At 66.5% G+C, this 14,057-nt stretch carries 12 protein-coding genes; 10 read left to right on the top strand and 2 right to left on the bottom strand.

Annotation, left to right across the window (positions count from 1 at the left end):
* Window positions 1-80 precede the first annotated feature (80 nt).
* The 8 genes from I6F24_RS25925 to I6F24_RS25960 all read left to right on the top strand — a co-directional run bounded on the left by I6F24_RS25925 (window position 81) and on the right by I6F24_RS25960 (window position 8,810).
* Window positions 81-1,154: a LacI family DNA-binding transcriptional regulator gene (locus I6F24_RS25925; RefSeq protein ID WP_225128498.1), complete on the top strand. Its 1,074-nt coding sequence runs from the start codon at window positions 81-83 to the stop codon at window positions 1,152-1,154.
* Window positions 1,155-1,239: 85 nt separating this feature from the next.
* Window positions 1,240-2,691, top strand: coding sequence for a xylulokinase (xylB, locus tag I6F24_RS25930; RefSeq protein ID WP_225152086.1), 1,452 nt, complete (start codon window positions 1,240-1,242; stop codon window positions 2,689-2,691).
* On the top strand, window positions 2,692-4,014 hold the full coding sequence (xylA, locus tag I6F24_RS25935; RefSeq protein WP_036020473.1) for a xylose isomerase: 1,323 nt from the start codon (window positions 2,692-2,694) through the stop codon (window positions 4,012-4,014).
* Between the two features lie 13 nt (window positions 4,015-4,027).
* Complete coding sequence (locus I6F24_RS25940; protein WP_225152088.1) at window positions 4,028-4,786, top strand: ATP-binding cassette domain-containing protein; 759 nt, start codon at window positions 4,028-4,030, stop codon at window positions 4,784-4,786.
* A complete protein-coding gene (locus tag I6F24_RS25945; protein ID WP_192893049.1) occupies window positions 4,786-5,856 on the top strand; it encodes an ABC transporter permease in 1,071 nt (356 codons plus the stop codon). Before I6F24_RS25940 ends, I6F24_RS25945 begins: the two co-directional genes overlap by 1 nt.
* Window positions 5,857-5,949: 93 nt before the next feature.
* Window positions 5,950-6,882 carry a sugar-binding protein gene (locus tag I6F24_RS25950; RefSeq protein ID WP_057028437.1) on the top strand — a complete coding sequence of 311 codons (933 nt, stop codon included), beginning with the start codon at window positions 5,950-5,952 and terminating at the stop codon, window positions 6,880-6,882.
* A gap of 104 nt (window positions 6,883-6,986) precedes the next feature.
* The gene (locus tag I6F24_RS25955; protein ID WP_225152218.1) at window positions 6,987-7,964 is read left to right on the top strand and encodes an aldo/keto reductase; all 978 of its coding nucleotides are present in this window, start codon (window positions 6,987-6,989) and stop codon (window positions 7,962-7,964) included.
* A gap of 3 nt (window positions 7,965-7,967) precedes the next feature.
* Complete coding sequence (locus I6F24_RS25960; protein WP_225152090.1) at window positions 7,968-8,810, top strand: amidohydrolase family protein; 843 nt, start codon at window positions 7,968-7,970, stop codon at window positions 8,808-8,810.
* Window positions 8,811-8,992: 182 nt separating this feature from the next.
* Here the strand turns inward: I6F24_RS25960 and I6F24_RS25965 are convergent, their stop codons facing one another.
* Together I6F24_RS25965 and I6F24_RS25970 are read right to left on the bottom strand one after the other, a co-directional pair.
* Window positions 8,993-10,222 (bottom strand): ABC transporter substrate-binding protein, encoded by a 1,230-nt coding sequence (locus tag I6F24_RS25965; RefSeq protein ID WP_128265970.1) that lies wholly within the window; start codon window positions 10,220-10,222, stop codon window positions 8,993-8,995.
* A gap of 115 nt (window positions 10,223-10,337) precedes the next feature.
* Window positions 10,338-11,264: a methyltransferase domain-containing protein gene (locus tag I6F24_RS25970; RefSeq protein ID WP_225152092.1), complete on the bottom strand. Its 927-nt coding sequence runs from the start codon at window positions 11,262-11,264 to the stop codon at window positions 10,338-10,340.
* Window positions 11,265-11,330: 66 nt separating this feature from the next.
* On the opposite strand from I6F24_RS25970, the gene I6F24_RS25975 reads away from it, so the two are divergent.
* Window positions 11,331-12,368 carry a ligase-associated DNA damage response exonuclease gene (locus I6F24_RS25975; RefSeq protein WP_036020502.1) on the top strand — a complete coding sequence of 346 codons (1,038 nt, stop codon included), beginning with the start codon at window positions 11,331-11,333 and terminating at the stop codon, window positions 12,366-12,368.
* Entirely contained in the window at window positions 12,365-14,026 is a 1,662-nt protein-coding gene (locus I6F24_RS25980; protein WP_225152094.1) for an ATP-dependent DNA ligase, read from the top strand. Before I6F24_RS25975 ends, I6F24_RS25980 begins: the two co-directional genes overlap by 4 nt.
* Window positions 14,027-14,057 lie beyond the last annotated feature (31 nt).

Here is a 14,057-nt window from a genome sequence, read left to right on the forward strand (position 1 = left end):
TCCTGGAAGGGGAAGCAAAAAGACCGATCCCCTCATCAAATGAGTTGCGTACCTCAAAACACCTCTGCTAGCCTTCAGCCATGGCCGAGACCCTCGCCCCGACTGTGCTGACGCTGAAGGACATCGCCCGCGAGGCCGGTGTCAGCCTCGCCACGGTCGATCGCGTGCTGCACAACCGGCCGGGGGTCCGCCCGGATACGGTCCGGCGCGTCAAGGACGCCATCGCCCGCAATTCGTTCCAGCCGCATGTGGCGGCCGCCGAGCTCGCGCGCGGCCGGGCCCGCCGCTTCGCCTTCGTGATGCCGTCGGGCTCGAACCCGTTCATGCAGCAGATCGAGGCCTATCTCGGCGAGATGGCGGGCTGGCTGTCGGCCCGCCGCCTCAATGTCGAGATGATCGCAACCGACGTGTTCGAGCCCGCCGCGCTCGCGGCCTCGCTCGAGGCGCTGTCCGGCGACTATGACGGCGTCGCCGTGGTGGCGCTGGACCATCCGAGCGTCCGCGCCGCCATCAATGACCTCGTCGATGCCGGCGCCAAGGTCGTGACGCTGGTCTCGGATGTGCCGTCCTCGCGCCGCCACCATTATGTCGGCATCGACAATATCGCCGCGGGCCGCACCGCCGGCGCGCTGGTCGGGCGCCTGGTCGGCCAGAGGTCCGGCAAGGTCGCGATCATCGCGGGCTCGCAGGGCCTGCGCGACCATGCCGAGCGCATCTTCGGCTTCAACCAGGTGATGGCGACGGAATTCCCCGATCTCAGCGTGCTGCCGGTGCTGGAAGGGCGCGATGAAGATGATCGTTCGGAGCAGCTGCTGGCGCGGCTGCTCGGCAAGCATGGCGACATCGTCGGTCTCTACAACGTCGGCGCCGGCACGCAGGGCGTCGCCAAAGCGCTGAACAGCAAGGCGTTGAACGACAAGGCCTCTGGCGCGGCCGGGCGTGACAAGCAGGTGGTGTTCGTCGGACACGACGTCACCGCGCTGACCCGCCGATTGCTACTGCAGGGCGTGATGGATGCCGCGATCTCGCAGAACCCCGGACATGAAGCGCGCGCGGCCGTCCGCGTGCTGCTCGCGCTCGCCCGCGGCGAGCCGATCTTGAGTGAACAGGAGAAGATCCGGATCGACATCGTGATGCGGGACAATCTGCCCTAGCGGCAGCTGAACTTGGAAACGGGACCGCCAGCGGGGAAAAGCGACGCAAGATCGCTCTCCCGCGGCAGGCGAAAGGGAGGACGATTTGTATCTCGGGATCGACATCGGCACGTCCGGTGTGAAAGCGGTGCTCGTGAGCGAAGCCGGCGCGGTTGTCGCGACGGCGGCGCGCGAGCTTGCGCTGTCGCACCCGGCGCCGCTGTGGTCCGAGCAGGATCCCGACGCCTGGGTCGATGCGGCCGTCGGCGCCGTCGACGATCTCGCCGCGCGCCATCCGCGCGAGGTTGCGCAGGTGCGCGGCATCGGGCTGTCGGGTCAGATGCACGGCGCGACGCTGCTTGGCGAGGACGGCCGGCCGCTGCGTCCGGCCATCCTCTGGAACGACGGCCGCTCGCAGGCCGAATGCGCCGCGCTGGAGCGGCGCTGTCCCTCGCTGCACGCGATTGCCGGCAATCTCGCGATGCCCGGCTTCACCGCGCCGAAGCTGCTCTGGGTGGCACGGCACGAGCCGAAGATCTTCGACCGCGTGGCAAAGGTGCTGCTGCCGAAAGCCTATGTCCGCTATCGCCTCACCGGCGAGATGGTCGAGGACATGTCGGACGCGTCAGGCACGCTGTGGCTCGACGTCGGCCTGCGGCGCTGGTCCGCGCTGCTGCTGCATGCCACCGGGCTCGATCTGCACCACATGCCGCGCCTCGTCGAGGGCAGTGCGGTGAGCGCGGTGCTCGCGCCTGAATACGCGCAGCGCTGGGGCATGGCGAAAAATGTCGTGGTCGCGGGCGGCGCCGGCGACAATGCGGCCAGCGCGATCGGGCTCGGCGCCATCGCGCCGGGCGATGCCTTCCTGTCGCTGGGAACGTCGGGTGTCCTGTTCCGCGTCACCGATCGCTTCGCCCCCGCGCCGGCTTCGGCGGTGCATGCCTTCTGCCACGCGCCGCCCGGCCTCTGGCACCAGATGGGCGTGATGCTGTCGGCCGCAGCTTCGCTCGCCTGGCTGGCCGGCGTGATGGAGACGCCGGCCGCAGCGCTCCTGGCGCCGCTCGGCGAGCGCGTCGATGCACCTGGCACGGTCCAGTTCCTGCCTTATCTCGACGGCGAGCGCACGCCGCACAACGATGCCGCCGCCAGCGGTGCCTTCGTCGGTCTGCGCGGCGCGACCGGGCGCTCAGAGATCGTGCAGGCAGTGCTCGAAGGCGTCGCCTTTGCCGCGCGCGACAATCTGGCGGCGCTGAGCACAGCCAGCGGGCCGATCGGCGAGGTCGATCTCGTCGGCGGCGGCTCGCGCTCGCCGCTATGGGCGCAGATCTGCGCCGACGTGCTCGGCATGCCCGTCCACCGCGTCGAGGAAGGCGAGGTCGGCGCCGCGCTTGGCGCTGCGCGGCTCGGCCGGCTCGCCGCGACCGGCGAGAACCCCGCGGACGTCTGCACGCGCCCGCGCAGGCTCGCAAGCTTCACACCCCGCCCGTCCGTCGCTGCGGCCTATGACGAGGCCTATCGGCGATGGCGCGCGCTTTATCCCGCATTGAAGGAGCCTTAAGTGAACGCGCCAGCCAAATTCTTCGATGCAAGTGCACCCGTCGCCTTCGGCGGCAAGGAGGCCGAAGGTGCGCCCGCCTTCCGCTGGTACGACAAGGACCGCCTGGTGCATGGCCGCCGGCTCGAGGATCACTTGCGCTTTGCGGTCTGCTATTGGCATTCGTTCTGCTGGCCGGGTGGCGATCCCTTCGGCGGCGAGACCTTCCTGCGGCCTTGGCACCACGGCACCGACGCGATGACGATGGCGCGCGCCAAGGCCGATGCCGCCTTCGAGCTGTTCCGCCTGCTGGACGTCCCCTTCTTCACCTTCCACGACGTCGATGCGGCGCCGGAGGGCGCTTCGCTCGCCGAGTCCGTCGCCAACCTCAACGCCATCGCCGATCTGTTCGAGCAGAAGATGGCATCGAGCAAGGTCCGCCTGCTCTGGGGCACTGCGAACCTGTTCACGCACCGCCGCTACATGGCGGGCGCCGCGACCAATCCGGATCCCGACATCTTCACCTATGCCGCCGGCCAGGTCCGTGCCGCACTGGAGGTGACGCACCGGCTCGGTGGGCAGAACTACGTGCTGTGGGGCGGACGCGAGGGCTACGAGACGCTGCTCAACACCGATCTCAAGCGCGAGCTCGACCAGCTCGGCCGCTTCGTCTCGCTCGTCGTCGAGCACAAGCACAAAATAGGCTTCAAGGGCCCGCTGCTGATCGAGCCGAAGCCGAAGGAGCCGACCAAGCACCAATATGATTTCGACGTCGCCACCTGCTACGGTTTCCTCGAACGCTACGACCTGCTCAAGGACGTCAAGCTCAACATCGAGCAGAACCACGCCATCCTCGCCGGCCATTCCTTCCATCACGAGGTCGCGCTGGCCGAGGCGCTCGGCGTGTTCGGCTCGCTCGACATCAACCGCGGCGACGATCTGCTCGGCTGGGACACCGACCAGTTCGCGATGAACGTGCCGGAGCTGGCGCTGGTGTTCCACGAGATCCTGAACCGTGGCGGCTTCACCACGGGTGGACTCAATTTCGATGCCAAGATCCGCCGCCAGTCGATCGATCCCGATGATCTCATCCATGCCCATGTCGGCTCGATGGATGCCTGTGCGCGGGCCTTCCTCGCCGCCGCCGACATGCTCGACGCCGGCACGCTGAGTGCGCCGCTCGCAAAACGTTACGAGGGCTGGGCGAGCCCGGAGGGCCGCGCCATTCTCGGCGGCCAGCGCTCGCTCGCCGATCTCGCCGACCGTGCGATGTCTCCCGGGTTCGATCCGCAGCCGCGCTCGGGCCGGCAGGAATATCTGGAATCCCTGGTCAACCGCTATGTCTGAGGAAACGCCGCTGATGACGAAGACTGACGCGACGCCGGTGCTCGAGCTCACCGGCATCGGCAAGGAGTTCGGCGCGATCCGCGCGCTGCACGACGTCGATATGCAGATCTGGCCCGGCGAGGTGGTCGGCCTGATGGGCGACAACGGCGCCGGCAAGTCGACGCTGGTGAAGATCATCGCCGGCAATTTCCGTCCCACGCATGGCGAGATGCGCTTTGCCGGCAGCGCGGTGCATTTCAACCGGCCGGTCGATGCCCGCGCCGTAGGCATCGAGGTCGTCTACCAGGACCTCGCGCTGGCGGATAATCTCACGGCCGCCGCCAACGTCTTCCTCGGCCGCGAGTTGAAGCGCAGGTTCGGACCGATTGCCTTGCTCGACCACAAGGCGATGGCATCGCGCGCGCTGGAGCTGTTCGGCGAGCTGCGTTCGGAGACGCGCCCGGACGATCTCGTCAGACAGATGTCGGGCGGCCAGCGCCAGGCGGTCGCGATCGCGCGCACCCGGCTGTCCAATGCGCGGCTGGTAATGATGGATGAGCCGACCGCCGCGATCTCGGTGCGCCAGGTCGAGCAGGTGCTCGGCCTGATCCACCGGCTCAAGGAGCAGGGCGTCGCCGTGATGCTGATCTCGCACCGCATGCCCGACGTGTTCGCCGTATGCGACCGCGTCGTCGTCATGCGGCGCGGCGAGAAGCGCGCCGACAAGTCGATTCACCAGACCTCCCCCGAGGAGGTCACCGCCCTCATCACCGGTGCGAAGGAGGCGGCGTGATGGCCATGCCCTTGGAATCCCCGATCAGCTTCACCAATGTCGGCAAGATCAGGTGGTGGCAGCGCGGCATCTTCGCCTCGCAGACCGGCTACGTCCTGCTCGCGCTGGCGGTGCTGCTGGTGATCATGCATTTCGCCAGCCCCTACTTCTTCACCCAGGGCAACATGCAGAACGTGGCGAAGAACTTTTCCTTCATCGCCATCGCGACGCTCGGCGTCACCTTCGTGATCATCACCGGCGGCATCGACCTGTCGGTGGGATCGATGATGTGCTTCTCCGCCATGATCACCTCGATGGTGATGACCGAGCTGTCGGCGCCCGGCTCGCCGCTGGTGCACATGGCGGCCGACGGCAAGACCGTGCTCGCCAATGTTCCGGGGCTGATCCTGCTTGTCTCGATCCTCGCCGGCCTCGGCGCCGCGCTGATTGCCGGCCTCGTTAACGGCTTCTGCATCGCCGTGCTCGGCCTGTCACCCTTCGTCACCACGCTCGGCATGCTCTCGATCGTGCGCGGGCTCGGCTATGTCGTCTCCAACGGACGCGGCAGCTTCCCGGGAGGGCCGGACGCCGATTATTTCTATGCGCTCACGTCCGGTGACGTGCTCGGCGTGCCGGCGCCGTTCATCTATCTCGTGATCCTGGCGCTGACCATGGCGGTGGTGCTGCACCACACCTCGTTCGGCCGCCACGTCTTTGCGCTCGGCGGCAACGAGAAGGCGGCCGAGCTCACCGGCATTCCGGTGGTGCGGGTGAAGATCGAGGTCTACGTGATCTGCGCGCTCGCCGCGGGCCTGCAGGGCATCATCATCTCCGGCTGGCTCGGATCGGCGCCGGCCAACATGGCGATGTCCTACGAGCTCAACGTGATCGCGGCGGCCGTGATCGGCGGTGCCAATCTCGCCGGCGGCATCGGCGGTCCGCTCGGGGCCATCGTTGGCTGCGTGCTGCTGGAGGTGATCCGCAACGGCCTCGTGCTGGCCCAGGTCTCCTCGTACTGGCAGCAGACGTTGGTCGGCGTGATCATCATTCTGGCTGTGCTGGTCGACCGCGTCCGCTCGCGGATGACCTGAAATGACGACATCTCGGGAAGGCAAGGAAAACGTCGCCTATCCGCTTCCCGGGGGCTTTCGAGGGGATAGGCACCAACAAGAGTGGAGGAGACAATGAGGAAACTGCTTCTTGCCGGCATCGCGGTCGCGATGATGGCGACGCCGGCATTTGCTGCGAACTACCGCTTCGTCATCGTGCCGAAGGCGATGAACAATCCGTTCTTCGATTTTTCGCGCGACGGCTGCCTGAAGCGCGCCAAGGAGCTCGGCAACATCGAGTGCATCTACAAGGGACCGGTCGAGCATGAGCCGGCGAACCAGGCCCAGATCATCCAGGACTTCATCACGCAGAAGGTCGACGGTCTCGCCATCTCGGTCGCGGACGTCGCGGCCATGACCAAGTCGATCGAGGCGGCGACCGCCGCCGGCATTCCGGTCATCACCTTCGATGCCGACGCGCCGGGCTCCAAGCGCATCGCCTATATCGGCACCAACAACAAGGAGTTCGGCCTGGCCCTCGGCAAGGAATTGCTGAAATTGCGGCCTGACGGCGGCAAATACGCGATGGTCTCCGGCGGTCCCGGCGCAAAGAACCTGGCCGAGCGTGTCGACGGCGTGCGCGAGGCGCTGAAGGGCTCGAAATGGACCGAGGTCGCGGGTTCGCCGAGCTTCTGCAACGACGATCCCGCGCTCGCGGTCCAGCAGATGACGGACATGCGCACCGCAACGCCGGATCTCGCCGCCATCGTTCCGATCGGCGGCTGGCCGATGTTCGCTCCCGAAGGCTTCAAGGCCTTCGCCAGCAGGAACAAGAAGGACATCGATTCCGGCAAGTTCACGCTGGTCGTCGCCGATACGCTGAAGATGCAGCTCGAGCTGCTGCGTGACGGCTATGCCAATGCGCTGGTCGGCCAGCGTCCGTTCGAGATGGGCGAGAAGGCGATGGACACGCTGCTCGCCATCAAGAAGGGCGAGAAGGTGCCGGAGATCGTCTACACCGGCCTCGATCTCGTCACCAAGGACAACGTCGCGAAGATGTTGAAGTAGGAGCGCTGCCCAGCCCCGCGCTTCTGCATGCCTCTCCCGCTTGCGGTTTCCGCAAGCGGGAGAGATGATTTGGAATGGACGACGACTGCTGGAAGGCGATGGGAATGAAAAGGTCGCGGCTCGGCGCTCTCGATGTCACCTCGATCGGCCTCGGTTCAGCCCCGCTCGGCGGATTGTTCTCGCCCGTCAGCGATGCCGATGCGCAAGCGACGATTGAACGCGCCTGGTCGCTCGGTGTCCGATTCTTCGACACCGCCCCGCTTTACGGCTTCGGCCTCGCGGAGCGGCGGCTGGGCGCCTTCCTGCAGCAACAGAGGCGCGACTCCTACGTCATCTCGACCAAGGTCGGCCGCCTGCTGCGCGCACCGGACAATGCTGCGCCGGAGGACGAGCACTACAAGGGCACGCCGCGCGAGCGGCCGGTGTTCGATTTCAGCTATGACGGCGTGATGCGGTCGGTGGAGGAGAGCCTGCAGCGCCTCGGCCTCGACCGCGTCGACGTCCTGCTCGTGCATGATCCCGACGATCACTATGACGATGCCGTCACCGGCGCCTTCCGCGCGCTCCAGCGCCTGCGCGAGGACGGCACGGTGAAGGCGATCGGCGCCGGCATGAACCAGTCGGGGATGCTGGCTCGCTTCGCCGAGGCCGTGCCGGTCGACTGCTTCCTGCTCGCCGGCCGCTACACGCTGCTCGACCAGGGCGCACTGGATGCGCTGTTTCCGCTGTGCCAGGCCAGCAATATCGGCATCCTGCTCGGCGGCATCTACAACAGCGGCATCCTGGCCAATCCGCGGGCGAGTGCGAAATTCAACTATCAGGATGCTGATGCTGCGCTCGTGGCACGCGCGCTGGAGCTCGACGAACTCTGCCGCAGGCACGGCACCGAGCTAAAAGCCGCCGCGCTGCAATTCTGCATGGCCCATCCGGCGGTGACGGTCGCCGTGATGGGCGCGCGCAATGCCGCCGAAGTCGCCGACAACATCGCGATGTCCGAGAAGGCGGTGCCGCCGGCATTCTGGCAGGAGCTGCGGGCACGAAAGCTGGTCGATACGCGCGCGCCGCTTCCCGGCGGAGGTTGAAGCATGATCGTCGATGCACACCAGCATTTCTGGGATCCGGCGCGCGCCGATTATCCCTGGATGGAAGGGGACGAGCTGGCGCCAATCCGCCGTGCCTTCGGCCCGGCCGATCTCGCGCCGCTGCTCCAGGCGAACGGCATCGAGGCCAGTATCGTGGTGCAATGCCGCTCCGCGCTGGAGGAGACCGAGGAGTTTCTGCGTATCGCGGCTGCGACGCCCTCGGTGGTCGGCGTGGTCGGCTGGGCCGATCTCACCGATGCGGCGCTCGGCGAGACGCTCGACCGGCTGCGCGCTCTGCCTGGTGGCGACAAGCTGGTCGGCATCCGCCACCAGGTCCACGACGAGCTCGATGCGGATTGGCTGCTGCGCGAGGACGTCCAGCGCGGACTCACGGCCGTGTTCGCCCACGATCTCGCTTACGATTTCCTTGTCCGCAGCCGCGAGCTGCCCGCCGCGGTCGCAACCGCGCAGGCCTTTCCGCACGCGCGTTTCGTGCTGGATCACGCCGCCAAGCCGCCGATTGCCGCCGGCGGGAGCGCGGAATGGGCCGAGCGCATCGCAGCGCTGGCTGCCTGCGGCAACGTCTGGTGCAAGATCTCGGGCTTGGCGACCGAGGCGGTCTGGAACGACTGGGATGCGGAGCGGCTGTTTCCGTTCATCGCGCACGCCGCAAAATGTTTCGGCGAGGACCGGCTGATCTTCGGATCGGACTGGCCCGTATGCCTGCTCGCCGGAAGCTACGGCGAGATCAAGACCGCGCTGGAGACCTGCCTGGCGCGGCTCGGCCCGCGCGTGCGGGACAAGGCGTTCGGTGTGAATGCCAAGGCTGTGTATCGCTTGGGTTAATTTGCAGTGGATGTGCGGTCTTACCCTCTCCCCTTGTGGGAGAGGGTGGCTCGCCGCGAAGCGGCGAGACGGGTGAGGGGTCTCTCTCCGCGAGCTCGCGTGTGGATAGATACCCCTCATCCGGCGCTTCGCGCCACCTTCTCCCACAAGGGGAGAAGGAAAAGGCGACGGGGCCCGCCTCGCTACTCCGACATCGGCTTGTCGGAGATGTCCCAGTCTTTCCCGGTGAAGGTGGAGATGAACAGCGTCTTCATCGGTGTGTAGTCCTCGGGCGTGTAGCTGTAGGTGACGCCGTCGAGGAAATAGGGCGAGTGAAAACCTTGGAGGTTCGATGCCTGCTTCAGCACGTTGGCGCGGGTGAGCTCGTTGCCGCAGCGGCGCAGGATCTCGGCCATCGTGGCGGCCTGCCCGTAGCCGGCGAAGGCGATCGTGTTGTCGGGGTCGATCGCCGGCGTGTACTTCTTGCGCAGCTCCTCGAACGCAATTACGTCCGGGTCCTTCTCCCATTTGGGCAGGCCGACCTCCTTGTTGTAGCGGATCGCGACGATGCCGGTGGCGTTCTCGAGCCCCGCGGCATTGAGGATCGAGCGGCCGGTGGAGCCGGCAGAGAGGAGGTGCAGCGGCTTCCAGCCGAGCTCGGCCACTTTCCGGATCGACTGCGACGAGGCCTTGCCGGTCGAGATGTTGTAGAAGACGTCGGCTCCGGACTTGGAGAGATTGATGAGCTGGGAATCGACGGTCGGCTCGGTGAGATCGTAGGTCTGCTCCATGATCACTTGTGCGGTGCCGCCGGCGTCCGCCAGTACTTTCTTGAACGGACCGAGGAAGTCGCGGCCGAAATCGTCGTTCTGGTAGAGGATGCCGATCTTCGCGTTCGGCTTCACGCTGACGACGTGCCGCGCCAGGATGCGCGCCTCGGTCGGATAGAGCGGCAGGCCCGCCATCGTCCACTTGAACTCTTTCGGATTATTCCACTTCGACGCGCCGGTGTTGAGCAGGAGCTGCGGCACGCCCTTGGAGTTCAGGTATTTGTGCACGGCGGTCTGCGGCGCGGTGCCGAGCGAGCCGTACAATGCGAGCACTTCCTCCTGCTCGACCAGCCGGCGCGTGGCCTCGACGCATTTCGGCGCGCTGTAGGCGTCGTCCATGGTGAGGAACTTGACCTTGCGCCCGTTGATGCCGCCCTTCTCGTTCAGCATCTGGAAATAGGCTTCGCCGACGCGCCCGAGCACGCCGTAGAGCGAGCCGGGGCCGGAATGCGGCACGGTCTGACCGATCTTGATCTCGGTGTCGCTGGCGCCCGCATCGTATTTCTTCTCCGCGGCCCAGACGTAGGGCGCGGGCAATGTCGATGCGGCGATGGTGGCGAGCGCGCCGGCGCTGAAATCGCGCCGCGATGGATTCTTGGTCATTGTTGTTTTCTCCCTGATGCGCGCATTGTGCTGACATCGCAGCTCGGCTCGCAAGTGGGAAGTCGCAGCTTTGCGACGCAATGACGCTCAAATCATGAGACGTTAGCGCCTAGACTCAAGTTTTCTCGGCGACGACGACGAGGCCACGCACCGGCTCATTGTTCTCGTTGCGCGGCGAGGCCGGCTCCAGCGTCAGCAGCTTCATCCCCGCCTTCGCGATGGCGCCGCGCACATATTCCGCCGAATGGGCATAACGCAGGCCATCGCCGAGCACGATGCCGTCGCCCGCATGCGTCTCCAGCGTGAAGGCGAGCACGCCGCCTGAGACGAGCACGCGCTTTACTTCGCTCAGCACCGGCGCGAGATCGGAGAGATAGACGAACGCATCCGCGGCCACGACGAGGTTCGCGCTCGCGTCGGCCTTGCCGCGCAGGCCCTCGATCATGTCGGCGACTTCGAGTTCGGCATAGAGGTTCGTCGCCCGCGCCTCCTTGATCATGCCGGGTGACAAATCGATGCCGGTGAAATGGTCGACCTGCTTGGCGAAGGCAGCGGCCGCGAGCCCGGTGCCGCAGCCGAGATCGATGGTGCGCTTGAAGTAGGCAGGCTTCTTGGCGGCGACGCGCGCCGCCAGCACCGCCTTGAAGATCAGCGTCGGGGCGCGATAGCCGAGATCGTTGATCAGCGCGTGCTCGAACCGCGGGGCGTATTGATCGAACAAGGCCTGCACGTAAGCCTTGGGCATCTCCGCCATCTCGGTATCGCCGAGCCGCATCAGGTGCAGGCCGGCGCCGTGCTGATCCCCGGGGTCGCATCGCCGCGCTTCACGAAAGGCCGCGATGGCCTTGTCGCGCTCGCCGAACTGCTGACGAATCTCGCCGAGCGTGAACCAGGCCGAGGTGAAATCAGGTGCAAGCTCGATCGCCTGCTCCAGGAGGTCGGCCGCGGCGGGAAGGTCGCCCTTGAGCTGGAGATCACGCGCGAACTCGAAACGGCGGTCGGCCATGAGATCGCCGGAGGTCAGGAACAGGCGGAGCGGCATTGAGGAACCAGGAAACGAAACGGGTAAGTGACTCGAAGATGTGATGGCTCGACTTATATAACAGGCATGCGTCCGCAAGACATCCTGCTGCCAAATGCTGCCGGCCTGTGCTGCAAGCCCGGCGGCTTCCATATCGACCCCGTCCGCCCCGTGGAGCGGGCCGTGATCACCCACGGCCATTCCGACCATGCCCGTGCGGGCCATGGCGCGGTGCTGGCGACGCAGGAAACGCTGGACATGATGCGGCTGCGTTACGGCGAGAACTTCGCCGGTTCGACCCAGGCCATCCGCTATGGCGAGGAGATCCGGCTCGGCGACGTCAAGATCAAGTTTCACCCGGCCGGCCACGTGCTGGGCTCCGCGCAGATCGCCGTCTCGTGCAAAGACACCTGCATCGTCGCCTCCGGCGACTACAAGGACGCGCCGGACCCGACCTGCGCGCCGTTCGAGCTGGTGCCCTGCGACGTCTTCATCACCGAGGCGACGTTCGGCCTGCCGGTCTTCAGGCATGGCGATGCGAGCGACGAGGTCAAGAAACTGCTCGCTTCCGTCGCGCTGTTTCCGGAGCGCGCGCATCTCGTCGGCGCCTATTCGCTCGGCAAGGCGCAGCGCGTGATCAAGCTGCTGCGTCAGGCCGGCTATGATGCGCCGATTTACCTGCATGGCGCGATGGACACGATCACGCATTACTATCAGAGCCGCGGGATCGACCTCGGCGAGCTCAAACCAGTGAAGGGCATGAAGAAGGCGGCGCTCGCCGGCACCATCACGCTGGCGCCGCCCTCAGCCACCTCCGATCTCTGGACGCGGCGCTTTCCCGATCCGGTCACCGCCTTCGCCTCCGGCTGGATGCGCGTGCGCGCCCGGGCGCGGCAGCGCGGCGTCGAGCTGCCGCTGGTGATCTCCGATCACGCCGATTGGGATGGCCTCACCGCAACCATCGCGGCGACCGGCGCCGGCGAGATCTGGGTCACCCACGGCCAGGAAGATGCGCTGGTGCATTGGTGCCGGAGCAAAGGCCTGAAGGCACGGCCGCTCGACCTCGTCGGCTATGGCGACGAGGAGGAGAGCGAGACGCCGATTCAAGCCGAGGCCGAAGCATGAACCGCTTCGCCGAGCTGCTCGACCGCCTCGCCTATGAGCCCGGCCGCAACAACAAGCTGCGGCTCATCACCGGCTATTTTCGCGAGGTTGGCGACCCCGACCGCGGCTATGCGCTGGCTGCGCTGACCGGCGCGCTCAGCTTCAAGCACGCCAAGCCGGCGCTGATCCGCGACCTCATCGCAGCACGCACGGATGAGGTGCTGTTCGGGCTGAGCTACGATTATGTCGGCGATCTCTCCGAGACGGTGGCGCTGATGTGGCCGAAGGCCGCCCTCGCCGCTCACAACAACCCGCCGCCGCCGAGCCTCACCGAAGTCGTCACCACGCTGCGCACGCTGGGCAAGACCGAGTTGCCCAGGCAGCTCGAGCGCTGGCTCGACGAGCTCGATGAGACCGGGCGCTGGGCGCTGCTGAAGCTCGTCACCGGGAGCTTGCGCATCGGCATCTCCGCGCGCCTTGCCAAGACTGCGGCCGCAGCGCTCGGCGACAAGGACCCACACGAGATCGAGCTGATCTGGCCGGGGCTCGTCCCGCCTTATCTCGACCTGTTCGCCTGGCTGGAAGGCCGCGGCGACAAGCCCGTCAATCGCGATCCCGCGCCGTTCCGGCCGGTGATGCTGGCGCATGCGATCGAGGACAACGATTTCGCCGCGCTCGATCCCGCCGACTACATCGCCGAATGGAAATGGGACGGCATCCGCGTGCAGGCGGTGGCCGGGCGCGACGAGCGCGGCCATATCACCGCGCGGCTCTATTCGCGCACTGGCGAGGACATCACGGGAAGCTTTCCGGATCTCGTGCCGTCGCTGCGCCTGCCGGGCGCGATCGATGGCGAGCTCTTGATCCTGCGCGAGGGCCGGGTGCAGAGCTTCAACGTGTTGCAGCAGCGCCTCAACCGCAAGGTCGTGTCGCCGAAGCTGATCAAGGAGTTTCCGATTCACCTGCGTGCCTACGACCTGCTCGGCGACGACGAGAACGATCTGCGCGAGCTGCGTTTTGCCGAGCGGCGCGAGCGGCTGGAGCGATTCATCGTCAAGCTCGACGATCCCCGCATCGATCTCTCGCCTACCGTGCCCTTCGATAGCTGGGAAGCACTGACCGCCGCACGCGCGGATCCTGCGAGCGCCGGCGCCGGCGAGGATGCGGACGCCGTCGAAGGCGTCATGCTGAAGCGGCGCGATGCGCCTTATCTGCCGGGCCGGCCGAAGGGGCAATGGTGGAAGTGGAAGCGCGATCCGCACATCATCGATGCCGTGTTGATGTATGCGCAACGCGGTCACGGCAAGCGCTCCTCCTATTATTCCGACTACACCTTCGGCGTCTGGACCGAGACCGAGAATGGCGAGGAGCTGGTGCCGGTCGGAAAAGCCTATTTCGGCTTCACCGACGAGGAGCTCTTGCAGATCGACCGCTTCGTCCGCCGCAACACCACGGAAAAATTCGGCCCCGTCCGCCACGTCGTGCACGAAGCGGACAAGGGGCTGGTGCTGGAGGTCGCTTTCGAAGGATTGCAGCGCTCGCCCAGGCACAAATCCGGCGTCGCCATGCGTTTCCCCCGCATCAGCCGCCTGCGCTGGGACAAGCCGCCGCGCGAGGCCGACCGGCTGGAGACGCTGGAGAAGATGCTGAAGGCCGAGGCGGCAGAGATCGAGGTGTGAACTGTTGCCACGAGGACGGTGCGCTCCCTCT

Origin of the sequence: Bradyrhizobium sp. BRP23, from assembly GCF_020194135.1 — a bacterium.
In the GTDB taxonomy this organism is placed as follows: Bacteria; Pseudomonadota; Alphaproteobacteria; order Rhizobiales; family Xanthobacteraceae; genus Bradyrhizobium; species Bradyrhizobium yuanmingense.

What these genes read in the sequence shown, in the direction of transcription:
- I6F24_RS25980 (WP_225152094.1), top strand. Translation starts at nt 12,365, where the DNA reads ATGAACCGCTTCGCCGAGCTGCTCGACCGCCTCGCCTATGAGCCCGGC.
- I6F24_RS25965 (WP_128265970.1), bottom strand. Translation starts at nt 10,222, where the DNA reads ATGACCAAGAATCCATCGCGGCGCGATTTCAGCGCCGGCGCGCTCGCC.
- I6F24_RS25950 (WP_057028437.1), top strand. Translation starts at nt 5,950, where the DNA reads ATGAGGAAACTGCTTCTTGCCGGCATCGCGGTCGCGATGATGGCGACG.
- I6F24_RS25945 (WP_192893049.1), top strand. Translation starts at nt 4,786, where the DNA reads ATGGCCATGCCCTTGGAATCCCCGATCAGCTTCACCAATGTCGGCAAG.
- I6F24_RS25960 (WP_225152090.1), top strand. Translation starts at nt 7,968, where the DNA reads ATGATCGTCGATGCACACCAGCATTTCTGGGATCCGGCGCGCGCCGAT.
- I6F24_RS25955 (WP_225152218.1), top strand. Translation starts at nt 6,987, where the DNA reads ATGAAAAGGTCGCGGCTCGGCGCTCTCGATGTCACCTCGATCGGCCTC.
- I6F24_RS25975 (WP_036020502.1), top strand. Translation starts at nt 11,331, where the DNA reads ATGCGTCCGCAAGACATCCTGCTGCCAAATGCTGCCGGCCTGTGCTGC.
- I6F24_RS25925 (WP_225128498.1), top strand. Translation starts at nt 81, where the DNA reads ATGGCCGAGACCCTCGCCCCGACTGTGCTGACGCTGAAGGACATCGCC.
- I6F24_RS25970 (WP_225152092.1), bottom strand. Translation starts at nt 11,264, where the DNA reads ATGCCGCTCCGCCTGTTCCTGACCTCCGGCGATCTCATGGCCGACCGC.
- I6F24_RS25940 (WP_225152088.1), top strand. Translation starts at nt 4,028, where the DNA reads ATGACGAAGACTGACGCGACGCCGGTGCTCGAGCTCACCGGCATCGGC.